Consider the following 24,470-nt stretch of genomic DNA (forward strand, 5'->3'; position numbering starts at 1 on the left):
ATGGGAGAATAAAGCTTATGGGAAGAAGCTTACTCGACTTTCGCCTTCGAGCGCAGATCGTTGACCGAGGCCGCAAACTGACGCTGCAACACGCGCTGGGCCAGGTTTTGTTTTATTTCCTCGAATGGGGGAATTTTCAGGGGTCGCACATCATCCAGACGGATCACATGCCAACCGAAGGGGGTTTTTACCGGCTGATCGGTGAGTTGGCCCTTGCGCAGCTTGGTCAAAGCCTCGGCAAAAGGTTGAACATAGCTTGCAGCCGGGCTCCAGTCCAGTTCGCCACCCTTGCTCTTGCTGCCCGTATCCAGGGATTTTTCCTCGGCAAGTTTGTCAAACTTTGTGCCTTTTTTTAACTTGGCGATAATGTCTTTGGCTTCTTCTTCTGTAGCCACCAGAATATGATGCGCCTTGTATTCCTTATCCCCCATCTGCGTCTTTACCGTTTCATATTCCTTATGCAGCTCTTCGTCGCTTACCGGGTGGTTCTTTATGTAATCGATCTGGTACGCTCTGACCATCGCTGTCTGGCGAGCCATGTCGAGCTGGGTGACAAAGTCAGGATCCCTGTCCAGTCCCTTCTTCTTCGCTTCCTGGGCGATTACCTCTTCAGTGATGAGATCCTCGCGCAAAGCTTTCCTCGCCTCCGGCGTATCCGGCTGCCCCTGGCCAGCACGCGCCTTCATTATGAATTCGAGGCGCGATTGAGGAATCGGCGTACCGTTCACCTTTGCCATGGTTGAGCCGGTCTGGGCCTGAACGGCCGTCGCGGCGATCACTCCGGAGATACCCAGTGCCGCAAGTCGAGTAAATTTCATAAAATGCATGAAGGTTCCTTCTCAGTGGATCGAATCAAATTCCTCGGGAGTATACGCTTTTACACTTAAGGCGTGAATATTCTTGTGCATCATCTCGCCCAGGGCATCGTAAACCAGCCGGTGCCGCGCCAGGGCCGACTTGCTGATGAATTGATGTGAGACGATGGTAAGTAAATAGTGCCCGCCTCCTGCTTTGGCGCCTTCATGTCCCGCATGGCGCGCGCTTTCGTCCGCAATCCGGATTACCGCAGGCTCCAGAGCAGCGAGCTTCTGCTTCATCAATTCGATAGTGTTCATCCGGCCTCTGGTGAGGTTATGCCGGTAAAACCTTTTTGAATGGCTTCACCATCACTTTTGCATAGACGCCCGAAGTGGCGTAGGGATCCGCTTCCGCCCAAGCCTGGGCTGCTTCGAGCGACTCGAATTCGGCTACGATCAGGCTCCCGGAAAATCCTGTCGGCCCGGGATCGGGGCTGTCAATCGCGGGATATGGACCGGCTAAAACAAGGCGGCCGTCTTCCTGCAACGCCTTGAGGCGTTCAAGATGCGCAGGACGCACCGCCATTCTCTTTTCAAGACTGTCGGGCACATCCTCGCCACTTATTGCATATAGCATCATGCCTCTTTATCCTCGTCAGTCACCATGTATTTCCCCAGCATCAATCCCTGCAATACGACAAAAACCAGCATGAAGCCCATAAAGCCGAACAGCTTGAAGTCAACCCAGGTTTCAGTAGAGAAATTGAAGGCGACATAGAGGTTGGCGGCGCCCATAAATGCAAAAAACGCTGCCCAGCTCGCGTTCACCCGGACCCAAACCGTTTCCGGCAGGGTGAGCTGTTCTTTCATCATCGTCCGGATAAAATTTTTCTTGAAAACCGCCTGGGCTATCAACAGTGCGGCCGCGAATAGCCAGTAGAGCACGGATGGTTTCCATTTGATGAATGTTTCATCCTGCAGAATAAGTGTTGCGCTGCCGAAGACGACTATGAGAACCAGACTGACCCACAGCATGGTATCGACTTTGCCATGGCGGAACCATACCCAGCCGATCTGCACAAAAGTGGCGCCAATCGCTACAGCAGTGGCGGCATAGATGCCATAAATCTTGAAAGTGATGAAAAACAGGATTACCGGAAAGAGATCAAAAAGAAATTTCATCGCGATGGAGTTTGAGCGGACACAGTTATTTGAGAGTGCGGGGCGCAATTAGCAAAGCGCATTGCGTCCCATTTAACTTCCCTTGCTGCCCGTTTATTCAGTCTTCGAAGAATCTCGATCGAGTTTGAGGGAAGCGGAATTGATGCAGTAGCGCAGTCCGGTCGGAGCAGGGCCATCCTCGAATAGGTGACCGAGGTGCGCGTCGCAGCGGGCGCACAACACTTCTACCCGCCGCATGAAATGGCTGTTATCTTCCTGGTTGACGACATTTTCCGATCGGGCAGGCTGCCAGAAAGAAGGCCATCCCGTACCGGAATCGAATTTGGTCTCCGAGTCAAACAAGGGGGCCCCGCAGCAGGCGCAACGATACACGCCCTGATCGTGGCAGTTCCAGTATTCCCCTGTGAACGCCCGCTCTGTCCCTTTTTCGCGGCATACATGATACTGCTGCGGGGTCAGCTGGTTTTCCCATTCCTGCTCGGATTTAACAAGCTTGTTGCTCATGATTCCTCTTCCGGAAAAAATTGATGCTCCTGAATAAGATGATGAACACTCTCAATGCAGATGTATGGGCGCTACTTCACCTTCTTCTGGGAATTCTGCATGCACGATTTCGCCATCCGCATTGGGAAACAGCGGTCCCCCGCATTCTTCGCAGTACTCCATAAGAAAATGCTCTTGCAGCAGGATAGTTTGTGTCACTCCGCATTCCCGCAGCGCTGCCTCGATCTGAGCGACGCTATCTGTATTTTCATCCTCATCCCCTACCAGTCCCCAGATGATGCCGTAGAGCACGTTGTCCCGATCCTTGAGGGTGAAGCCAATGCGATATTCCTCCAGCCACTGATCATAGAAAGGCGCGATCACTGCACGCAACCTGTCTGGGGAAATACTCAGAGTGGTTTCCAGAAAATCAACCGTGGCACGCACCGAATAGGGGCGGGCCAGGCGGTCCGCCGCGCGCCATGCTGAAAAGAAGCCATCCGGCATCAGCAGTTCAAACGCACAGCCCTGGAATAGCGGCAGCAGCACTGCGGTACCGTGAGTCTGCCATGCGTGCAGTATCTGCTCTTTGGAGAACTGGAGGGTGGAAACGTTGCTGCCCTTGTGCTCGCCCGCGTCCCCCTGCTGCCAGCGGAACATAGGTTTTCCCTGAGGGACCGCGACCCCGCCGAGGAGATAGCGGGTATCAGAAAGAAACCGTCCCGTTTCAGCAAGCTGCTGTGGGTTCATATGCAAATCGCGTTGTCCTGTCACCGCTGCCGACCAGAGTTTGCGAGCCAGTTCATGTGTAAGATGATAGCCTCTTGGCAATTGATCGGGGCTGAAAAGACAATCCGCAAGCGCAAGCCGGGCATCGTCCGCCAACACCTGCACCTGCAACTGCCCGCGAAGTTCGGAAAGCACGGATTCTGCCATTGGTCCCGAGGGAATCGAAAAACGTGACCAGGTGAGCACCGGTACAGCAAACATTAAAACGTCGTAAGTGTGATCCCCTCGCGTGAATATGCTGCATTCTATTGCAGCTTCGATGGCATACATGAATTCACTGTAGCCTCCAGGATCAGCATCATAAAGCTGATCCAGCGCAGCTTCGAGATTCTGATCGTCCCCCGTACGCAGTTGGGCATGTATTTTTGCCGCAAGGCGATTCTCCCAGAAGGCGTCTTCTACGCGACTGCCGGAGGCGGCAAGTCCCGTTGCCAGGCGCACAAGCTCCTGAACCATGCGCGCAGACTTGGTGCGATGAGGGACGCGAAGTTTTTTCATCAAATTGGCGTCCTGGATGGTTAAAGAATTATTTTAACCTAAATCCTGAATTCCCTGATATTTTGAAGCACTTATTGAGTCGGCGAGCAAGCAGTACAAGCGTCATATCGGATCAGATGGTCCGGCAGACAGCAAAGCGTGGCATAAAGCAGGCTGCGAAGCATAGCCGGAGGCAGGCGAGTACAGCATGCCTCTCCGTCAGGGAATCGCCTCCTACGCCCTCCTGTGCCCTTTCCGGCCCCCTCCGCAGGGTTGCGGAGGAGGTCACTCGCCATCATCAGTTCCGATACGCTTCCTCAAAACCTTTCACGAACAGGCCCCCACGGAAGGAAGGGACACAAGGTCGCGTCACAGCTACAAGCTCCGGATGCAGGATTGCAATTGCAAAACAGTGTGCATCCCGGTCCGAGATCTATCGTTCGCATCATTTGCGGAATCACCGTTGTGCCATTCATGGAACCCTGCCTGCTCTTGAAATAATTCCCGGTTGTTTTGTAAACCGACGACTCCGCGCTAAATCCTGGTATGTTCATGATTTATCTCCTTTCAATCAGTGCAGCGATATTTCCTAAAGCTCCCCCAATACCGCATGAATTGCCCGTATGGCACCATGTTCCGATTTACAGATACAGATGTCGGTTGCAGCATCACAGTCGCATGTCCATTCCTGCAGCTTTATGCGTTGAGGGATAACTGATCCCTCTACCCGATGCATTGGCCCTGGCAACCGCCGAGCGATAGTATTTGTGCGACGAAGCGAGGCCTCAGCAGTAAATCCTGGCATATTCATTTCACACCTCCTTCTTTGGAAAATCAACGTTCATAATACGGAGAGATCTTGGTGACGAGGAAAGGAAACTCCTCGGTCACGTCCACCCGCACGAAGTACTTTTCGGTAAAATCGGTGTTGCGGTTGGTATAGGAGAAAATGACCTCGACGATGTTGCGTCCGCTGCTTAAAGCGGAGGGACGCACTTCCACGCCCGTCAGGGAATGATCTTCCGCAAACTCTTCCGCCGCCTTGGCATAAATGGCGGGATAGCGCATGGCAAGGTAGTTCAATGCCCGATGCTCATCCGTGGCGCCTGCGTTATCGGTCATGTGCATGATCCGGTCAAACAACTCCTCGGCAGCGGAGCCAAATCGCTCCTTGGCCATTTTCTCCGGTTTCGGAATTGCCCTGATCAATTCATCCCGTCCAAAGGAATAGATCTGGTCGAATACCACTACCGGCACCATCAGCCCATTACACATCTCCGGCGGAGCAATGGGACCACGCATTCCGATGACCACATCGATATCCTGGGGAGCAGGCGCGGGCCGGATGGCATCAATCAACATATCGACATCAGCAGGATCGCGTGGAACCAGAAGATAGGTTTCCAGTCCCTGTACCGTCAGCACCCAGCATAGTTGCCGCACCAGATACCGGTTCTGTCGCTGGGACAGAACTTCATGGAAGGCCTGCTGATCGGTTTTGCCAGCGGTTTCTGCACGCCCGGTCGCTTGCGCAAATTCTTTTTCCACACTCAGATTAGGAAAGCGTGCTTCCACTCGTCCTATGGCATAAACAAAGGCATTCATTCCGCCATTCGCATTCATGCCTTCAGCCCCACTCGGATTTTGGCTCATGCGCGTTCCGTTACAACCGCAGCTTCCTCCCATCTGGGGAGAGATCATTGCGTTCGAGGCCGAATCAGGCCTTGCCTGGATCGGTTGGTCTGTTGTGCTTTCGACGGGCTCTGCCATCGCAGTTTGTTCGTTCATATTGCTCCTCTCTTAACTTGGTAGTGCCAACGGCGTTAAAAAGCTGAAAATTTCCTCTAAAACGACCCTCTACTTCCCTTGCCATGCTTTTACTTCCGGCCGCGGGGTGTAAAAGAGAGCCAGCGATTGAGCGCAGCCGCCCGCCCTTCGCAACCTCCACAGGGTTTCATTCGAAAATAAGTGGTGGCGCGCTTGATCGCATCACCGAGCCCGATCTCCTCATCAGTAATGAAACCGGGCAGGCGCACGCGGTGAGCGGGCTGCTTGCCTGTATCTGCAACGCTTTCACGTTTAACCGGGTTTTTATCGCTTCCGCCATTTGTATTTCTTTCGCTCCCGTTCCTGCGACCCGGATTTACGTTGATATCATTTTCAGTCATGCTGTTTGCCTCCTCGTATTTACCGCGGACAGTATCTGCCAGGCCGACTCGGCATCCAGCAGGGGTGGAACCACCGAACCCCGCCGCGGGTGATGGAGTTGCATGTGACCGCCTCCGGTTCCCATGATGGTTGCTTGCCGAAAGTTTTGAGGTTGGCGCATGAGGGCGAGCTTGATCTGGGCCGCCGTGGCATCAGGAAACTGTGACCACAGCAGCGCAATGGCGCCGGTGACAAAAGGCACAGCTACACTTGTACCGCCCATAGTGAGGGTTTGTCCCTCAGCGCCAAGGCCGGTGATGTTGTCGCCCGGCGCGCTCAAGCCGCGCGTTCCGATCGTGCTGCCGAGATTGGACTCGTTGATCGGATAGCCCCGCAAATCGCAAGCCACGACCGGAATAACCCAGCGATGGCGAGTAATGACGGAACTGCCCAGCATGCCCTGGTTGCCTGCTGCAGCAGCAATCAGTACACCGCGGCTCAGCGCCTGGTTGAATGCTTCATCCAGCAGCTTCTCTTCCCTCGTCGAGGGCTGTGCCAGGGCGAGGCTCAGGTTGATAACGCGCGCCCCCGCATTGATGCAGTCAAAAATTGCCGCCGCCAGTTCTTGCGGAGTGGCACTGGGCATGTGCTCGCGTCCGGCGGTACTTTCGCTGAAAATCGGGCGGATAAGGAGCGTACAGTCGGGACAAATGGCAGGCGCAGGAGAAGTGCGCCTGGCCGCGAGGATGCCGGCGATGAAGGTTCCATGCAGGCAGGCGCTGCTATTGGTCCTGGTACAGCTCGCCCCGTTATTTCCGGATATCTCCTGAAGATGTCCGTTTGCCAGATCCGCATGACTGGTGGCGACAGGGCCGTCGATGAGTCCGATCCTGATATCGGAACTGCCGCTGGTACGCTGCATCAACCCGGTGAGCTTGACGAGTTCGGTAGGGCGCAACACTTTCTCCTGAATCTAAAGTTATAACCTTCCATGCAGGGGGAAGACAGTTTGAGCCAGGAAAGTACTTACCCAACTCTCGCCTGCTTTATGTTTAGCACACCTCATGCCGCAAGCAAGCTCAATCAGATCCTTAAATACGGGCAGGTTTAGCAGGAATAAAGACCGGGGAAATTTTTATCCGGAAGTGGAAGCGGGAAGGGGATTTGGCGGTCTATTGATCCGCCCAGAAAATACTATGAATCTCGTCATTCCGGGCCTGACTCTGAATCCAGCAAACCGGAATCCAGTCCAAACCAATAATGGCGTGCTTTGAATGTCACTGGATACCGGCTTCAGCCGGTATGACGTTTGTACTGTTTGCTCGCCGACTCAATAAAAACAGCGACTGCAAACAAGATTCGACAGGTGACAACGGCTGGATGTTACGCGCACCGGGTACTCGCAGCCATTTGGATCCAAAGATATGGAAACTGCCAGCATTATCTCAAGTTGTCCCTGCGGGATCGGGCGCATCTCTTCCGTGGGCGAGATGGTACAGCACCGGTAGTACCAGCAGTGTCAGGGCCGTGGATGACAGAATTCCTCCAATGACCACCGTTGCCAGCGGCCGCTGCACTTCCGCCCCGATACTTGTAGCCAGAGCCATGGGAACAAACCCGATGGCAGCCACCAGGGCTGTCATCAATACCGGGCGCAATCTCGCGAGTGCTCCTTCCTTGATGGCATCTTCCAGTGACCGGCCTTGCGCGCGCAAGTCCCGTATGAATGACAGCATCACGAGGCCGTTCAGCACGGCGACACCAGACAGAGCAATGAACCCGACCGCGGCGGAAATGGACAGGGGGATGCCCCGCAACCACAATGCCACTATACCGCCACTGAGGGCAAAGGGAACGCCGGTGAACATCAACCACCCGTCCCGAAAATTGCCGAACATGGCGTAAAGCAGCATCAGGATCAGTCCAAGCGCCAGGGGAATTGCTATTTGCAACCGCTTCGCCGCAGAAACCAGTTGCTCGAACTGTCCCCCCCAGGTGAGCCAATATCCCGAAGGAACGGGCACTTGCTTCACCACCAGTGCTTCCGCTTCTTCGACAAAGGAACCAATATCCCTGCCTCGTACATTCGCGGTAACGACAGCCCGGCGCTTGCCGTTTTCCCGGCTCACCTGGTTGGGTCCCTGGAGGACTTCGATGACGGCGACTTCGCCGAGAGTAACGTAGGTCATGCCAACGGGCGCCTCGGCTTGCGGATTTCCGGTTTGTGTCTGGTTTTGCGGATTCCCGGTTGCCGATCCTCTCACTGGAATTCCGACGGGCAATCGCCGGAGTGCATCCGGATCAGTCCGCAACTGTTCCGGTAGCCGCACCTGCAGCTCGAAGCGGCGATCGCCCTCGAAAATGGTTCCGGCGTTTTTTCCACCAATGGCAACCGCTACTGCATCCTGTATATCCGCAATATTCAATCCGTAACGCGCAAGCTTTACACGGTCAGGCTGAACGGTCAGCACCGGCAGGCCGGTAAGTTGTTCGGTTTTTACATCCGCCCCCCCCGGAACAGTCTTGAGCAGATGCTCGACCTGGTCTGCCACCCTGAACAGCGTGTCCATGTCGTCACCGAATACCTTTACCGCGACGTCCGCTCGCACACCGGACAACAACTCATTGAATCGCATCTGGATGGGCTGGGTGAATTCATAATTGTTGCCCGGTATCTGGCCTACCGCCTGCTCCAGTGCAGCGATAAGATCTGCCTTCGTGGAATATTGTTTCCGCCATTGCGACTGGGGTTTCAGCATGACGAAGATGTCTGCCACGTTCGGCGGCATGGGATCGGTTGCAATCTCGGCAGTCCCGATCTTGGTGAAAACACGGTCCACCTCGGGAAATGCCTTGATTGATTCCTCCAGTTCATGCTGCATCTCGATGGCCGTGGTCAGGCTGGTGCCGGGGATGCGGATTGCGTGCAGCGCGATATCGCCCTCATTGAGGCTGGGTACGAACTCCGTACCCATTTTTGTGGTCAGCAGGCCGCTCAACACAACAATCACAACGGCGGTGGTAACGGTGAGGCCCTGGTTCCTCATTACGGCGTCGAGAACCGGCAGGTAGGCTTTCTTCGCCCACGCAACCACCGCGCTTTCCTTTTCTGTCACTTTTCCCGTCAGAAAGAGTGCAATCGCCGCCGGGACAAACGTTATGGAAAGAATCATCGCACCTAGCAGGGCGGTTAATACCGTGTAGGCCATTGGGTGGAACATTTTCCCTTCCACTCCCGAAAGCGTGAAGACGGGAAGATAAACCACCATGATGATGAGCTCGCCATAAATGAGCACACGCCGCGCTTCCCTGGTCGCGTCGAATACCACTGCGAGACGCTCGTTCAACGAGAGTTGGCGCCCCAGCCGCGCCTGCTCATGAGCCAGCCGCCGCATGCTGTTTTCCACGATGACGATCGCGCCGTCCACGATGAGGCCGAAATCGAGCGCCCCCAGGCTCATCAGGTTGGCGCTGACCCCATTGGTTACCATTCCGGTAAAGGTGAACAGCATCGAGAGGGGAATCACGAGCGAAGTGATGACGGCCGCCCGCAGGTTGCCAAGGAAAAGGAGCAGCACGACGATGACCAGTATCGCGCCTTCGAGCAGGTTGGTGGCAACAGTCCTGATCGTCTTGTCCACGAGCGTCGTCCGATCATAGACAGCGATTGCTTCGACACCTCTCGGTAGATTCCGGTTGATTTCGGCGAGTTTTTTTGCGACCGCCTGCGAAACGACACGACTGTTTTCTCCGATCAGCATGTGGGCGGTGCCGATCACGGTCTCCTGCCCATTCTGGGTCGCGGCGCCGGTGCGCAATTCCCGTCCTATCAGCACATCGGCCACATCCTTGATACGTATGGGTATCCCCAGCCGGGATCCCAGGGTGATGTTCCCAATCTCTTTCAGGTTTGCCACCTGTCCCGGCACTCGCACCAGGTACTGTTCGCCGCTTTTCTCGATATATCCGGCGCCGACATTGAGGTTATTGAGGCGCAATGCGACGATGACGTCATTCAGTGTCAATCCGAAAGAGATCAGCTTTTCGGGGTAGGGCGCGACATGGAATTGCTTGACGAAACCTCCGACGGCGTTTACTTCCGTGACGCCCGGTACCATGCGCAGCTGCGGGCGGATGATCCAATCCTGGATTTCCCGCAGGTCGGTGATGCTGTATGGCGACCCGTCAGGCTTTTGCGCACCCTCTCTTGCATTGACAGACCACATGAAAATCTCGCCCAGGCCGGTTGAGATCGGTCCCATGGTCGTTTCCACATCGACCGGTAAACGCTCTTTGGCTTCCTGCAGCCTCTGGTCGATCAACTGGCGGGCGAGGTAGATATCCGTGCCGTCCTCAAAAATAACCGTAACCTGCGAGAGGCCGTAGCGGGAAAGCGAGCGGGTGTACGCGAGATTGGGGAGCCCTGCCATGATCATCTCGATCGGGAAAGTGACGCGTTGTTCAACCTCGATCGGGGTATACCCGGTTGCCCGCGTATTGATCTGTACCTGCACGTTGGTTATGTCGGGCACCGCGTCGATGGGGAGCTTCTGGTAGCTATGGATTCCCACGGCGCCCATCGTCAGCACGGCCATCAGGACCAGCACGCGCCGCTGAATGGAGAGTTCGAGGATGCGCTCAATCATGATGCCGGTGAAACTGATCTATTTGATCAAGAGGGATGGAACCCTTACGTGACCTGCCTGACCCGGATCTAGTGTTCATGGGTAGCCCCCGATTTACCCAGCTCGGCTTTGATCGCAAAGCTGTTGCCTGCCGCGTATTGCTCTCCTGCCTCCAAGCCATGGAGAACCTCGATCGTCTTGCCGTCGCTACGTCCCAGTTCCAGCGGCCGCGCCTCGAAATATTCACCATAACGTCCGAATGCTACGGTCCAGTCACCGAGTGTCTGAAGCGCGTCGGCAGATACGGCAACAGGTACGGGAATTTCTGCAGCCACCATTTCGGCAGTTACGAACATCCCGGGGCGCCATTTTCCCTCCCTGTTTTGCAGGGCGAGCCGCGCCGTGGCGGTACGGGTCTGGCCGCCGATCAGCGTGGTGATGTAGATAACAACGCCTTCCCCCTCTACATCCGACGCCGTTGCTCTGATGGTTGCCTTTTGCCCAACCTTGACTACATCCAGATCTTTTGGATAAACCGTGATGCCGGCCCACACCGTCGAAACATCGGCAATAACAAAAATATGTTCATCTTCCTTCAGCGTCTGGCCGAGGGCGACAGCCTTGTCGATGATTAGCCCGGATATCGGTGTCCGGACTTCGTAGCGGGCCAGATTGCCGGAAGAAGCCGCTTCCGGCTGCACCCCGAGCGACTGCAGCTTGACCGCAGCCAGATCCACTGCAATCTCCGCTTCATTCAGCAGTTCCTGGGCGACGAGGTAGTCCTGCTTGGCGGAGATTTTTTCTTCCCAGAGCTGCCGTTCGCGCTTGTAGGTGGTCTGCGCCAGCGCCAGCCGTTTCCTGGCTACCCGATACTGACTACGCAGTTCTGCCAGCATCTGGCTCTCTATCACCACAAGAATCTCTCCTTTCTGCACCTGCTGGCCGTGGTGACGCTTCACGGCTGTGACTATTCCCGGCAGGCGGGGTACCACCTGCACGATGGTATGCTCGTTGAAGATGATCTCGCCAGGCAGCTTGAGCATGGGTTTGATGATGGCAGGTCCCGCAGTGCGTATTTCGATGCCGGAGCCTTTCAGCATCTCGTCCGGCATTTCCACCCTGGCCTCGACCTGGCTGTATTCCCAATGGATCGTCTTGCCTTTCCATTGAACGGTAATCACGGCATCAAACGAGTGCGGCTCCTCTACTATCTGATCGCTCACCAGGTAATCAGCCTCAGGCGTGAATTTGAATACCTGCGCGGGTGCTCCAAGGCGCGACAGCGTCATGGTGACCCTGGCAGCGGTGGGCGGAAGAGGCTTGCTCTTTTCATATAGATAGAGCCTGAAGCGCGGCGGCACGTTAGCCTCAAAAATAGTTACCTCCAGGCCAAAGCCATCTGTTTCACCTTCGGTAAAAAGCTTTCCGCCTTTTGGCCCCTCCCGGTAGTTCGATGATGCCTTGCCTTCGACCGCAGGTGCTTCATGAGTAGGATAGGCCGCGGAATCCCCGGAGATGGATTGCGAAGTCTTGTCGGAGCTGAGTATCAACCCGCCAAATGCAATTCCTATGGCGATTACGGCAATGATCGGAAACAGTCTCTTCCTGTTATTCACTTTTACTCCTTATCATCCGTAAAATCGGTATAGGCCGGTTCATGGGCGCCCTGTCTGGCAACGCCATCAAGAGGTGCTGCAATCAAGCGTTCGATTTCATTGACAAGGCGGTGGTAATTGGCGAGCGCACGCACATACAAAACCTGGTTCTGAAACAGGGTGCGCTGTGCGTCGAGCACTTCAAGAAAGCCGAATTTGCCGAGTTCATAACCCTTGTTCGTTACCTCGAAAGCACTTCGGGCCGCAGGCAATATCTCCCCGCGCAGTATCGATATCTCGTTCTCGGCTGCCGCCAACGATTCGTAGGCCTGTATCAGCTCTGCCTTGAGGCGCAAGTCTGTCGCGGCTTGCTCATCCTGTGCCTTATCCAGGCGCTGATAGGCTTCCCGCAGATTTCCCTGATTCCGGTCGAATAATTGCAGTGGCATGGAGATGCCTACGATTGCAGTCGTTCCCCCCGATTCCCAATGCTTGATCATGCCGCCCGCAAGGGTGATATCGGGAATGCGACGGGATTGCTCCACTTCGAGCAGCGCCTTGCGATGTTCTATGCCTTTTCTGGCGCGATCCGCCATGGGATTCGATAAGACTCGCTCGGTCAATGCGGCTAAATCGGGCAGGACGACCATTGATTCCAGCATTCCCAGCACCTGCCCGAACTCCGGGGTAGTGTCACCCCATAGCAGTGCGAGGCGTTTGCGCGCCGCCGCCAGTTCCCGTTGCGCTTGGCCCAGGGAAATTCGCGTCGTGGAAAACGCTACTCCCACTTTAGTCTCTTCTATGGGAGGCACTTTTCCCGCCTGCACCCGGCGCTTGACAGTATCCACCACCTGCTGAGCCAGCCGCTGGCTCTCTTCGGCCAGGCGCAACTGCTCCTGCCCCGCCAGCACCTCTGTAAATACGTTCGCTACCCGTGCGATGAGTTCGAGCCGTTTGGTTTCAAAGTCCTTGCCCGCCAGCGCTTGCCCGAGCGACGCAGCATTTACTCGCGCTGCACGTTTTCCTCCCAACTCGATCAATTGGCTGATGCGAATGATCAAATCCTGCTGCTCGACATTTTGCTTGATGGCTCTTTGTCCGTTTCCGCTCCCCATGTTTCCGGCGTTGTCGACGTCCACCGACAACTGAGGGTTGCGCAACAACCCGGCCTGCAACGTAACACCCTCCAGGGCGCGCATCTCCTTATCGAAGGAGGCCAGTTCGGGGTTGTGCTGAAGTGTGAGCCGCACTGCATCCCGCAGGGTGAGATTGCTCTTGACTTCAGGACCAGCAGTATTGGGAAAGCGCGTGCCCTCCCTGCCCTCCACCGCGCGGATGCCCGCAAAAGAGCTGTCAGCACCTGCTGCCGGCAAGCAGGTCATCGCAAGGACAAGCATGGCTCCCACACGCCCACACTGCCTGATGATGAACGACACATGAAAGTTCATGGAGATTTCTCCGCGAGTAATCAAGGGAAACGCATAACTGTAGCTGATTACATAAATAGCGGTTTCGCCTTGGCCTTCGTCCCCCGTTTAACCTGAGCCCTGAGCCCTTCGGCAGGCTCAAGGCATCACTGAGCCAGATCGAAAGGTCGAAGCTGTTCAGGATCCGCGCTTCAAGGGTTCAGGGGTCGAACAGGGGCTGAGCGGAGGTCGAACGGATGCTCAAGACAGCCTTATCGGGGAATCGGCCGTTCTCGGGTTAAACAAGTACCCGGAAACAGTTGCCCGAGGGTGCAGGGGTGCAATATAGAAACCATTTACCCTGTGAAAGGCTTGCCGGATAAACCGGAAGGCGCTTGCGTTAATTCAGGGCTGTTAATTCAGGGCTAACAGGTTTCGAGTTTGGACCAATGTCACGCTCGGACTGCCCGGCGGCCTGGCTTAAGAGATTCTGCGGGGAGGGTGAAGAGGTGAATCGGGGATGGATTCGGGGATAGTGACGGTAACGAATCCTGTTATGACCTCCTCAGCAGTGGAAGCTGCCACCATGAGGGGTGCTGTCAGGAAAAAGGGCTGATATTGCCCGGCTGCATGCAGGCACAGATGGGTCGCGGCATCCAGATGATCTTTGTCGTCATTCAGGGCATGCTGATGGGCTTCGAGGTGAGCCATCGGATCCAGGGATAGAAGGTGATGAGCATGATCAAGCTCATGCGCAAAGACTTCCCCATTAAATGCCCAGCTCAAGGCGTTTGTCATCATGCTGACGAACAGCATGAGCATGACGAAATGGATACGCTGCCTGGGCATGATTCTGTTCATGACATAAGAAAAACGGGAAAAGGAATTCTATACCCTTGAAGGCGGTAGTGCCAATGTTTGTTTCGTCTCGCGCACCTGGTTCGGCTGTAGTTCCATACTGCTTCTTCCAGCAATAAAATTCTGCTCCACAATCCAATCTTTCTTCTCATTGTGCTCATACCTGTCCTTGACATTCGCTGCTCATGAACTAGGTTTAATAACACAAAATAAAATGATGGTGTCGAACACAGCTATGCATTGGATGATAAAAAAAACAAACAGCGCCAGGGGTATCGTTGAGCGGAGATCAGAACTAGAACTGTAACTGTATGGCGTCCTGTTCGATAGAACCAGAAAAATTCTACGAATATCAAAATTCTATGGATATCAAATATAGGAGCAAACCGCCATGCCACTTATCGCCCCCGACTACAACACCGCCTTTACCCGCGATGTTCTCGGACGTTACGACTGCAATACCTTTGACGAAGTGCTCGTTACCATAGATCCAAACACCCGTGCCGCTGCCGGATTGCCTGGCCGAGGCGATCTTCGGCCGTTTGATTTCATCATAATTGGCGGGGGTACATTTGGGGCGGCTATTGCTGAACATCTGTGGTTCCGAAGCACTCAGCGCAGTGAGCGTATTCTCGTGCTCGAGGCTGGTCCCTTCCTCCTACCGGAACACGTGCAGAATCTACCAATGCTCGGCCTCGATACCGCTGGCGCCCGCAAGGATCATTCGCTGCAAAGCGAAGTCTGGGGGCTTGCCTGGAATTCAAATGATCCTTTCGGTTTTCCTGGGCTTGCTTACTGCCTGGGCGGACGCTCGATTTACTGGGGTGGTTGGTCGCCCCGATTGCTTGACGCAGAAATGCCAAAAGACGTTTGGCCAAAAGGGGTGCTCGACGATTTAACGGCAAAGGTTCTGCCAGATGGCCGAAAGGGTTATTTCCGGCAATCAAGCGATCAGATCGGCGTCACAGAGACGAATGATTTCATTTTTGGCGATTTACACCGAGCGATGCGGCAACAGCTGTTCGGAGGTCTCTCCTCGATCCCTGATGTGTATGATCTTGCGTTGCTGCCCGACCATCCCGCAGTCTACTATGACAACACTCCAGTAACAATCGACGATCTGGCCAAGCTGCTTGGCATCGATAAATTGCCGAGTCCGCCGCCTTCTATCCAGAAGCTCCGCGATGAAGCAAAACTTGAAGCACCGTTGGCCGTGCAGGGACAAGTGGGCCACGCCGGGTTTTTTCCGTTTAACAAATTCAGCGCTGTTCCGCTGCTCATGAAGGCAGCCCGCGAGGCGGCAACCCAAACCCCATTCGATGGAGTAATAAATCGGCTTGATGACGTAAAGAAACGGCTAATGGTCGTGGAACGCTGCCACGTCACGCAACTCAACACTGTCAATACCGAAGGGGGGCGACGCGTGAGCGAGATCGTTACCGAGCGGGGAGTGCTGCCTGTTTCCCCGGACAGCAAAGTCATCATTGCTCTCGGCACGATCGAGAGCGCTCGCCTCGCGCTAACTTCCTTTGGGACGGATGGAAGAATCGGTAGAAATCTGATAGCCCATTTACGCTCGAATGTCGATTTTCGAGTTCCCCGGGCGGCGCTGGCAGCGCTGCCGCCGGCAGTGAAAGCCCTCGAAGCGTCGGCGCTTTTTGTAAAAGGCCGACATGAGTTCAAGAAGGCCGATGGTTCCTCAGATGGCTTTGCACACTTCCATTTCCAGATTACTGCGTCAGGTCTAGGTGCCAGCGGGACCAATTCTGAAGCTGAGCTGTTTAAGAAAATCCCGGATATTGACCTGTTCGATGCACACAAGAATGCGACTGACACACACGTCGTCATTACGATTCGCGGCATCGGTGAGATGGGGCCCAAGAACGACAGTGACTTCGGTAGCTCGGTTACGCTTGATCTTGATCCACAACAAAAAGACGAATTTCAGGCACGGCGAGCATTTGTGAACCTCCAGCCCAGTTCTCGCGACTACGAACTGTGGGATGCGATGGATAAGGCGTCGGATGAGGTCGCGAAAGTCTTTGCCAACGGTCAGAAAATCGATGTCATCAAGAACGGAAATGTGATTGTGACGAATATTGATGCGAGTTCACTTGCAACGGTTCTGCCATATAAATTCTCTGATCAGGCCGGTCGCGGCCGCCGCGATGGCCTGGGCACGACACATCATGAAGCCGGAACGTTGCGAATGGGAGAGGATCCGAACAAATCGGTGACCGATCCCGATTGCCGTTTTCATAATGTGACAAACACTTATGTCGCTGGACCCGCACTCTTTCCTACCATCGGTTCACCAAACCCGATGCTCACAGGCATTGCCCTGGTCCGCCGGCTAGGAGATCACTTGATGCCGGAACCGCCGCTTGTGGTATCGGAACCAGGTTTCAGGTATCTATTTGACGGGAGCGATGTGCAGTTCGCGAATTGGGAGATGGCTGGAGGAGGCTCGTTCTCCCGGTTTGGTCGCACGATAATTGCCCAGCAGAATGAAAAAGGCATGGGCTTGCTCTTCTACAAGCCAAAACCCTTTGAGGATTTCACGCTGCGCCTCGATTTTCTTCTTCCTCACCCGCGAGGCAATGACAACGATAACTCGGGTGTCTTCGTTCGGTTCCGCGATCCGCGCCTGCCTGATCCTGCTCCCGATCCGGTCGATCCCGCAGACAATGCCGCTTTCGTTGCGGTTCATACTGGGTTTGAAATCCAGATCGATGAAGAAGCACGTGGTGATAAGCGTTTCGGCGAGCCGGATGGTTCATTTTTTGCGAGAACCGGGGCAATTTATAAAATCAAGTCATTGGGGACCGGCGAAGGACAGCAGAATTACCAAAACAACATCTCTCTTGCGGCACGACAATGGCATCACTACGAAATCGAGGTAAAAAAGCAGGATTACGTGGTTCGGCTCAACGGTCAGGAGGTAACCCGGTTTAAGCGTAGCCTCTCCGATACTGCTAGAGGGAATCCACCCAGTGTTGATCCCAATTCAGGTTATATTGGGCTGCAAACACATACAGGCAACGTAGCTTTTGCAAATGTTCGGATCAATGCATAGAGCAGAGAACTCTATCATTTCGAAGGTTTAAAAGTTCTGTCGGTTGGTTTGGTTACTGGAGCAAGCCGAAAAAGTAGTTTTCAATGTTCCATCAGTAAAGCTCCGACTGAATTCCCTTGATTTGGCTATTGGGTCTTCTTCGCCGCTTTTTATACCATTAATGACGCCACATGTTGGGATAACAGCTTTACTCTCCATTGTTCCTTTCGTGAAACGCGAACAGAAATTGTGATTGTAAAATTGAGCCAGAAGCGGGCGGTTGGCCGAAGGCCGTTGACAAGGAGAGTTCAACTGCAACGGCTATTCCCTCGGAAATGGGAATAAAGGCAGCGGCACCTGAAACAATTATCCTCGATCCAGCGGAACATTCACGTGCCTGAAGGACACCAGCAACGCTAAATCATATGCAATCTTCAAAGCTCCACAAGCAATTAAGGGAGCGCTCAGAAGCCCACCGGCCAGCAAGGCGCCAGCCAAGCTTGGACTCAGGATTGAGGCGAGGCTGCGGGGTACGGTAGTGAAGCTCGCGGCGGCAGCGCGCTCCGGTGGCGTAACTGCAGCCATCACGTATGTAGTTCGTGTGGGCACATCCATCTGAGATAATGCACTTCGCACCAACAATAGCGTCAGCGCGATTTCTACGTTTGGAGCAATCGCCGCAAAAATGAGACACACGTTCGCAGGGATGTGAGTGAAGACCATCGTGTTAAGCAACCCGATCTTGCGCGCAACTACCGGTGCAGCGAGTTTCGATCCGGCTGATAGAAGCCCTGTGCAGAAGAAGAAGGTTCCTGCCTCTCCCGTTGAGAGTCCAAAGCCCTCAAAAAGCCAGAGTGTGAGTAGCGAATTCACAACCAGTCCACCGGCAAATGCATCAACGCTGAACAACATCGCAAGCTTGAAAACGATACTGCGTGACGGACCCAGCGGCGCTGGTAGTGACCTGGTAGAGATGTCGCCCGCTGGCAGAGCCCGATAGAGCAGCCAAACCAATCCGCCGAGCAGGCCATATAGCACGAACATTGTGCGCAAACCATCAATCAATGGTAGCCCTGCCCATTGCATCAGCCAGGAGGGGATGCCCGCGGCCAAGGCGCCTACAGCCGCGCTTAGCGAACCAGTAAGCGTGTAACGGGCAAACAGAGTGGTGCGTAGCTTGCCGTTGCCGCCTGTGCCAGACGAGCATGCTCCAGCGGCAAAAACATGCTCACATCGCCCGAACTCAGATTAAGGGTTCCAACAAATGCGACAACGAGGAGTGGCCAAAATGAAGAGACGCTCGCGAAAGCAAGACCGGTAGCTGTCATTAATAGGGCAGCAAACAGCAACAGCCGGCGGCTTGACCATTGGTGGCCGATTACCCGATCGCCAATGTCGCCAGGGCCGATCCTGCGAGAGTGGCCGTACTTAAATAACCTACGTCCAGCTGGCCAAATCCCAGCGCCAGGAGGTACGCAGGCAGAAGCACGACGACATAACCGTCTGCAAAACCACGCAACGCACGAGCGATCAGTAGTGGAGAGCAGTTTCGGCTACTCCTACAGGCATGAGTAAGCGGGCAAGTATCGTGCCGATCCGGCCTGTTTCCGCCGACTTAACCTTCTCTACCTGATCCACGGGCACAGGCATCCCAGGATTGTGTCACACAGGACTATTCTGGATGGTCAGCTTGTTTATTCAATGCGCTCCTGATGGTTTTGGCCAGGTCCTTCGCATCCCCTTTGCCCCAGTAGTGCATGAATAAATAGTGTGGCTTCTCATGCGTCATGTGTTGATGAATTGCCACAATATTTATGCCACCTGCTCGCATTGTTCTCAAGACAGTCTGCATTTCATCGGCAAGCATGGCGAAATCTCCATCCACCACCGCCTCGCTATCCGTACCTGCAAACGCTGCCCAGGTGTTTATACCCATTTCTTTTCCCACCGGTGCCCCATGCATAGTGGCGGGCCGGCCGATGACAACTTTAAACATGCCATCTTTTGAGCTTCCTTTCATTCCAAGGATTTGTTCCAGAGGCTGGGGGGAAATCTTGTTCTCCTGCGGGATTGTCCTGGGAAATTGCGAAGAGGGTACAGGGTGGGCCGCACGGATTTCAGTGACTTTGTCATAGATCTTTTTAACGCCAGCTGCAAGCTTGGCAGAGCTCCCAGTGCCGCCGATGTGCATGAAATATACCTTGGGTTCATCAAAGAAAAAATGATTGTGCAAGGCAGTCACTTCCAGTCCCGCCTCGAAAGCCGCGCTTATCACCGGGTTGACCTCGTCCTCGAACAGCACGGTATCGCCCATCATTACAACCTGGCCATCCTGTGCAGGAGCAAAAGCAGCCCATGAGCCCAATCCCATGAAAGGCGGCATCGGCCATTTATCTATCTTTATCTTTACGTCAGTGCGGGGTTTGGAAACTTTGAAAACATTTTCTTCTTTTGAGTAAGCTCCCTTGAGACCTGTCAATTCCTCAATCTCAGCTGTATCTATATTGGCGGGGGCGGCATGCGCTGTTGTCACGAACAGCAGTACCGCGATAGCGAGGGCGAGGAGGCGCAGAGAGGGAACAAAAGAGGGCAGGGCAAGGAAAGGCATAACTATCTCCTTAAGCAATAATGGTGGCAGGTACATGATCAACGTATGTATGTTTGGCTGATTGTTCCAGGCAGTATCAGTTCAAGCATCAAGCCAGCCTTCGCGCTCACAGGCAAACACTGAATTGTTCACTTTGATTTCGGAGCACCACTGCTATATATGCAATATGCTCTACACTTTTTGTAATGTATAAAACATCAATATAGATTCCCTTTATGAGTTCCGCAAATACACAATGGCTTCTACTGATTATCAGCCTGCCTACAAATAGCGCAACGGCGCGCATGCGCATCTGGCGGGCGCTGAAATCCCTTGGCTGCGGTTTTTTGCGCGATGGGGTCTATCTGCTCCCCTATAGTAGGGTCCAACAACAGGTACTGAGAGAGTTATCCGACGATACGGTGCGTGAAGGCGGGAACGCCTGGCTGCTGACGGTGCAGGCGCAGTCCGAAAACGAGAGCGAAGTCTACCGTGCCCTGTTCGATCGTAGCGGCGACTATGAGGAACTGTTTAAAGCCTTTGCAGAGGCACGCAAGGGATTTTCAAAATCAACGCCTCAGGAAATTACAAAGTCACTGCGCCGACTACGCCGTGATTATGAGGCCGTTCGCGCGATCGATTACTTCCCTGATCAGGCCGCCATGCAAGCAGAAGTCTTGTGGATGGATTTCGTGAATGCGGCTGACAGCATACTGTCCCCGAATGAGCCGCATGCGGCTGTGGAAAGAGTGATTCCACACCTGGAATTAACTCAATATCAGGGACGCACATGGGCAACACGCCAACATCTGTGGGTGGATCGTGTTGCCAGTGCTTGGCTTATCCGCCGCTTTATCGACAAAAAGGCCCGTTTTCTCTGGCTGAACTCTCCCGGTCATTGCCCGGGTGACGCCCTCGGCTTCGATTTTGATGGCGCGACATTTACCCATTTCGGCAATCGCGTGAGCTTTGAAGTATTGCTCGCGAGTTTCGCACTGGATCAGGATTCTGGTTTAAAGCGGATAGGGGCAATAGTGCATGCTCTCGACGTTGGGGAAGGCTTCGTAGCCGAAGCCAGCGGTTTCGAAGCTGTACTGGCTGGCGTGCGTCAACGCGCAAAGGATGATGACGAGTTGCTAAGTGAGTTCAGCCTTGTTCTTGATGCGCTGTATACGCATTTTTCAAATGATTCACAGTCTTCAGAGATGCAGGAATAGGAGAAATGATGACCTCGGCGGTGTCCGGCCAGCTTTGACCAGAGTTTTTCAGAATGGAGAGTTATAGGCGCCTGAATCAATGCATTGACTCCTTGGGGCGTTCTCATTCGTGGTCATGCCAATGGTGCGCATCAGGATAGTGGGGATGTGAGTGTGCCAGAGGCTTATGGCGATGCCTGTGAGTATGGGCGCCGGTTACAACTTCCGAATGTGCATGCTGGTGATGGTCGTCATGTATATGCTCATGTTCGTGCTCCAATTCCTCGTGTGTATGCCAGTGCTCGTGTCGCTCGGTCAGATGCAGCCATACGCCGACAGCCATCAACAGCGCTGCTACCACGAACTGAATGGATAGCGATTCTCCCAGTAGGGGAATGGCCAGCAGAGCCCCTAAGAATGGTGCTGTCGAGAAATATGCGCCTGTACGCGCCGTGCCGAGGTGGCGTAACGCCACTACGAACAACACGAGGCTAAGGCCATAACTGAAAAAGCCCAAGGTGCCGGTAGCCAGCAGAACAAATGGTTGTGGTAGCGTTATGCCCAGCAACCAGGCGATCATAATATTTGTGCCGCCGGCCGTAAGTCCTTTTATCATGGCAATAAATGTGGCGTCTGCCAGAGCCACCTTACGCGTAAGGTTGTTGTCAATTGCCCATCCAAGGCATGCACCGACAATGGCGAGCGCGGGGAGCATTGAATCGAAACTGGCATCGCTTGACCACGTCAGCACTACAGTACCCAGCACGATCAGGATCATGCCGCTGGCAATACGGCGGTCGAAGCTCTCGCGGAACACGAACCAGGCGAGCAATACAGTCAGGACTCCTTCGGCATTCAATAGGAGTGCTGCACTCGAAGCGGGCATGCGAGATAAGCCCCACATTAACAGCACGGGTGCAATCACACCGCCTGCCAGAATAGCGCAAGCCAGCCATTTGGTTTCCCCATGGCTCAAATGCACTGGGGGAGCTTTTCTAATCAGCCGCAACAGCGCAAGGCCGAACCCTGAACCGAGATACAACAGTCCGGCTGATAGCCATGGGTTCACCGGGCCGAGCAAAAGTTTGACGACGGGAGTGCTGGTCCCGAACAGAAGTGCGGCCGCCAATGCACTCGGTACTCCTGCGTTATACGGTATGCTCATGCCGCAGCACGCTTATATCAATGGACTCGTCGAATATGAAAAATTCCATTGCGCTCCTCTTGCACCTCATCCATCACTATTTCATTTGGGTGATCGTAGCCTCTTATTTTGTTGCTGCGATATTGCCGGCGTTTGGGCTGTGGATTCGTAACGCGGGCTTGGGTCGCGTAGAGGTACTTCATCGGGAGGTTACTTTTTCCCTTCCTCTCGTGATGCTGGCGACACTGCTATTTAACGCCGGTTTAGGGATGAAGATCGAGGAAGTGAGGAACCTGCTGAAAAACCCCTTGGTACTGTTGGGCGAGTATTCGGAAATCTGGCGGTCCCACTGACTTTCATCATCGCCCTAAGCTTCGCAATGAAGCTTTGGCATAACCCCGAAGAGGTCCAGTTGATCCTCGTCGGGCTTGTTTTTGTGGCCGCTATGCCAATTGCTGGTTCCTCAACCGCGTGGACCCAGAATGCCAACGGGAATCTAGCATTGAGCCTCGGGCTCGTCCTGCTCACGATGTTCCTCAGCCCACTGTTATCGCCGCTTGTCCTCCACGCCGTGGGTTTCATGGCTACAGGTGACTACTCAGAAGATTTGCATGAACTCGCTTCCAACGGAGTCGGGACTTTCCTTGGAACGTGGGTCATCCTCCCTTCGCTGCTCGGTATCCTGACGAATCGGTTCATTGGAGAGCGACGCATCGAGATGATGAAGCCTTACGTAAAGCTCATAAATTATTGCGTTCTTGTATTGCTTAACTATCCAAATGCCTCGCTCACCCTGCCAGCGGTAGTGGCGGAACCTGACATCGGCTTTTTGGCGTTGATATTAGTGATCACCATTGCGCTTTGTCTTGTCGCCTTTCTCGGGATACCTGTTGGTCGTATTTTGGGAAGTGAGCGGGATGAATCTCGCTATTGTTTGGCCTCGGAATGAATAATAATGGCTCGGTGCTTGTATTAGCCTCCATGGCAATGGTCGATCGCCCGCTAATTATGCTGCCCATTATTTTCTATAACCTCGTGCAACACCTTGTGGCTTCGCTGGTTGATTCCGTTTTGTTTCGGCGGCAGATGAGGTGAAAAAGAGATTTGCTCTAGCTTGTGAAAGATTTGGCCGATCAAAAAGCTGCGCAACCGGTGTGCGGAATAGGATATTCTTGTCTCAGCCAGCAGCTTTTGAGGTTGGACAATGGACTTGTTATATTGATACCTTCCACGTATTGGGGTAGGCGATTCAAAAGTGGTGCGTGCGGTCAGGCCAGAAGGATTCTTCAGCCGAGATCTATACCTTTTTCTCCTCCTTTGGGTCCCCAGAATACCACCCAGGTTCCAAAATCGCTCGAGAAATTCTCGAACCGGTGCTCAACGTTGGCGGGTACAAAAAGGCAGTCGCCCTCTTTGAATGGATAACGCTCCCCCTCGATCACCAGCTCACCCATTCCCCGATGCACGAAATAGACTTCATCCTGCTCGTGCGGCGTTTGCGGATCATGCCCGATGGGAGCGTAATATTCGACTGACATGGTGCCATGCGCCAGCGCAATGGCAAAACGTTCTCCCATTGGCCATTCCGCGGTTACGGGACCGGGAATGCGGGACAGTACTTCTTCAACGGTGGCTTTGATTTTCAATGAAGACTCCTATCGGAAAAGATCGTTTGTTTATGTCTCGATACGAAATATCGCCTGCCCTCATCCCCTGGCGCTGTGAAAGGCAGAACGCATGCAAGAAATGCTATAAACGTTATTTGTTAGGAAGAGATTCCTCCGAAGTCTCGTCCGATATTTCCTGAAATCTGCCTGACAAAGCAGCTAGAAACTCGCTGCGGGAGGTCAGAAACCGGTAAAGCGGATAGGCAAGAACACCAAAGACTGCACCCAGAAGCAGACCGGCAAACGGAGCTAAAAAGAGAGCGAGCAGCGCGCGACCGATCCCGCTGCTTTCGAAAGTGAAAAGTGCGTTTAAAGGAGAAAATAGCGTATTGGCGCAACAGAACGACAACGAGTTGAATTTTATAAAGGAGATGAAGTCGAGCTGGACTAAGTATCTGTTCATAGTGTCCTCACAAGGAAACCCGCGACACAATTGATTGCCCCAGCAGCAATGTGGATTA

The 24,470-nt window shown here is 54.0% G+C and carries 23 protein-coding genes; 4 read left to right on the forward strand and 19 right to left on the reverse strand.

Annotated features, from left to right (window positions below; genetic code table 11):
* Positions 1-29: 29 nt before the first annotated feature.
* The 13 genes from C8R21_RS01780 to C8R21_RS01840 form a co-directional block, all read right to left on the reverse strand.
* The gene (locus tag C8R21_RS01780; RefSeq protein ID WP_074974685.1) at positions 30-827 is read right to left on the reverse strand and encodes a peptidylprolyl isomerase; all 798 of its coding nucleotides are present in this window, start codon (positions 825-827) and stop codon (positions 30-32) included.
* Between the two features lie 12 nt (positions 828-839).
* The gene (locus C8R21_RS01785; protein ID WP_107761165.1) at positions 840-1,115 is read right to left on the reverse strand and encodes a BolA family protein; all 276 of its coding nucleotides are present in this window, start codon (positions 1,113-1,115) and stop codon (positions 840-842) included.
* Between the two features lie 16 nt (positions 1,116-1,131).
* Positions 1,132-1,434 (reverse strand): YciI family protein, encoded by a 303-nt coding sequence (locus C8R21_RS01790; RefSeq protein ID WP_107761252.1) that lies wholly within the window; start codon positions 1,432-1,434, stop codon positions 1,132-1,134.
* Positions 1,434-1,979 (reverse strand): septation protein A, encoded by a 546-nt coding sequence (locus tag C8R21_RS01795; protein WP_107761166.1) that lies wholly within the window; start codon positions 1,977-1,979, stop codon positions 1,434-1,436. The genes C8R21_RS01790 and C8R21_RS01795 overlap by 1 nt, the downstream gene beginning before the upstream one ends.
* 93 nt (positions 1,980-2,072) lie before the next feature.
* Complete coding sequence (gene msrB / locus C8R21_RS01800; RefSeq protein WP_107761167.1) at positions 2,073-2,483, reverse strand: peptide-methionine (R)-S-oxide reductase MsrB; 411 nt, start codon at positions 2,481-2,483, stop codon at positions 2,073-2,075.
* A 51-nt stretch (positions 2,484-2,534) separates the two neighbouring features.
* The gene (locus C8R21_RS01805; RefSeq protein WP_107761168.1) at positions 2,535-3,749 is read right to left on the reverse strand and encodes a DUF2863 family protein; all 1,215 of its coding nucleotides are present in this window, start codon (positions 3,747-3,749) and stop codon (positions 2,535-2,537) included.
* Positions 3,750-4,562: 813 nt separating this feature from the next.
* Positions 4,563-5,516: a cyanobactin maturation protease PatG family protein gene (locus C8R21_RS01810; protein WP_107761169.1), complete on the reverse strand. Its 954-nt coding sequence runs from the start codon at positions 5,514-5,516 to the stop codon at positions 4,563-4,565.
* 89 nt (positions 5,517-5,605) lie between these two features.
* Positions 5,606-5,896: a hypothetical protein gene (locus C8R21_RS01815; RefSeq protein ID WP_107761170.1), complete on the reverse strand. Its 291-nt coding sequence runs from the start codon at positions 5,894-5,896 to the stop codon at positions 5,606-5,608.
* A complete protein-coding gene (locus C8R21_RS01820) occupies positions 5,893-6,834 on the reverse strand; it encodes a S8 family peptidase (RefSeq protein ID WP_107761171.1) in 942 nt (313 codons plus the stop codon). The genes C8R21_RS01815 and C8R21_RS01820 overlap by 4 nt, the downstream gene beginning before the upstream one ends.
* A gap of 487 nt (positions 6,835-7,321) precedes the next feature.
* A complete protein-coding gene (locus C8R21_RS01825) occupies positions 7,322-10,522 on the reverse strand; it encodes an efflux RND transporter permease subunit (RefSeq protein WP_107761172.1) in 3,201 nt (1,066 codons plus the stop codon).
* Between the two features lie 68 nt (positions 10,523-10,590).
* Positions 10,591-12,117: an efflux RND transporter periplasmic adaptor subunit gene (locus C8R21_RS01830; protein ID WP_107761173.1), complete on the reverse strand. Its 1,527-nt coding sequence runs from the start codon at positions 12,115-12,117 to the stop codon at positions 10,591-10,593.
* Positions 12,118-12,119: 2 nt separating this feature from the next.
* A complete protein-coding gene (locus C8R21_RS01835) occupies positions 12,120-13,544 on the reverse strand; it encodes a TolC family protein (protein WP_107761174.1) in 1,425 nt (474 codons plus the stop codon).
* 438 nt (positions 13,545-13,982) lie between these two features.
* On the reverse strand, positions 13,983-14,363 hold the full coding sequence (locus tag C8R21_RS01840; RefSeq protein WP_107761175.1) for a hypothetical protein: 381 nt from the start codon (positions 14,361-14,363) through the stop codon (positions 13,983-13,985).
* A 388-nt stretch (positions 14,364-14,751) separates the two neighbouring features.
* Between C8R21_RS01840 and C8R21_RS01845 the strand changes: the two genes are divergently transcribed.
* Positions 14,752-17,436 (forward strand): family 16 glycoside hydrolase, encoded by a 2,685-nt coding sequence (locus C8R21_RS01845; RefSeq protein ID WP_107761176.1) that lies wholly within the window; start codon positions 14,752-14,754, stop codon positions 17,434-17,436.
* 345 nt (positions 17,437-17,781) lie between these two features.
* Here the strand turns inward: C8R21_RS01845 and C8R21_RS16305 are convergent, their stop codons facing one another.
* From C8R21_RS16305 to C8R21_RS01855, 3 genes are all read right to left on the reverse strand, one after another.
* Complete coding sequence (locus tag C8R21_RS16305; RefSeq protein ID WP_258192196.1) at positions 17,782-18,528, reverse strand: MFS transporter; 747 nt, start codon at positions 18,526-18,528, stop codon at positions 17,782-17,784.
* Positions 18,529-18,793: 265 nt separating this feature from the next.
* Complete coding sequence (locus C8R21_RS16310) at positions 18,794-18,934, reverse strand: hypothetical protein (protein ID WP_258192197.1); 141 nt, start codon at positions 18,932-18,934, stop codon at positions 18,794-18,796.
* 153 nt (positions 18,935-19,087) lie between these two features.
* Complete coding sequence (locus tag C8R21_RS01855; protein ID WP_107761177.1) at positions 19,088-20,023, reverse strand: DUF1259 domain-containing protein; 936 nt, start codon at positions 20,021-20,023, stop codon at positions 19,088-19,090.
* Positions 20,024-20,238: 215 nt separating this feature from the next.
* Here C8R21_RS01855 and C8R21_RS01860 point away from each other — a divergent pair, with 215 nt between their 5' ends.
* Positions 20,239-21,219 carry a chromate resistance protein ChrB domain-containing protein gene (locus C8R21_RS01860; protein ID WP_107761178.1) on the forward strand — a complete coding sequence of 327 codons (981 nt, stop codon included), beginning with the start codon at positions 20,239-20,241 and terminating at the stop codon, positions 21,217-21,219.
* A 103-nt stretch (positions 21,220-21,322) separates the two neighbouring features.
* On the opposite strand, the gene C8R21_RS01865 is transcribed toward C8R21_RS01860, so the two are convergent.
* On the reverse strand, positions 21,323-22,363 hold the full coding sequence (locus C8R21_RS01865; RefSeq protein ID WP_107761179.1) for a DMT family transporter: 1,041 nt from the start codon (positions 22,361-22,363) through the stop codon (positions 21,323-21,325).
* A 35-nt stretch (positions 22,364-22,398) separates the two neighbouring features.
* On the opposite strand from C8R21_RS01865, the gene C8R21_RS16045 reads away from it, so the two are divergent.
* Both C8R21_RS16045 and C8R21_RS16050 read left to right on the forward strand, forming a co-directional pair.
* Positions 22,399-22,695: a hypothetical protein gene (locus C8R21_RS16045; protein ID WP_219906593.1), complete on the forward strand. Its 297-nt coding sequence runs from the start codon at positions 22,399-22,401 to the stop codon at positions 22,693-22,695.
* A gap of 26 nt (positions 22,696-22,721) precedes the next feature.
* Positions 22,722-23,291: a bile acid:sodium symporter gene (locus tag C8R21_RS16050; protein ID WP_219906594.1), complete on the forward strand. Its 570-nt coding sequence runs from the start codon at positions 22,722-22,724 to the stop codon at positions 23,289-23,291.
* Between the two features lie 337 nt (positions 23,292-23,628).
* Here the strand turns inward: C8R21_RS16050 and C8R21_RS01875 are convergent, their stop codons facing one another.
* Together C8R21_RS01875 and C8R21_RS01880 are read right to left on the reverse strand one after the other, a co-directional pair.
* A complete protein-coding gene (locus C8R21_RS01875; RefSeq protein ID WP_074974701.1) occupies positions 23,629-23,988 on the reverse strand; it encodes a cupin domain-containing protein in 360 nt (119 codons plus the stop codon).
* A gap of 112 nt (positions 23,989-24,100) precedes the next feature.
* Positions 24,101-24,412 (reverse strand): hypothetical protein, encoded by a 312-nt coding sequence (locus C8R21_RS01880; protein ID WP_107761180.1) that lies wholly within the window; start codon positions 24,410-24,412, stop codon positions 24,101-24,103.
* Positions 24,413-24,470 lie beyond the last annotated feature (58 nt).

Origin of the sequence: Nitrosospira multiformis (genome assembly GCF_003050865.1) — a bacterium.
Classification (GTDB): domain Bacteria; phylum Pseudomonadota; class Gammaproteobacteria; order Burkholderiales; family Nitrosomonadaceae; genus Nitrosospira; species Nitrosospira multiformis_E.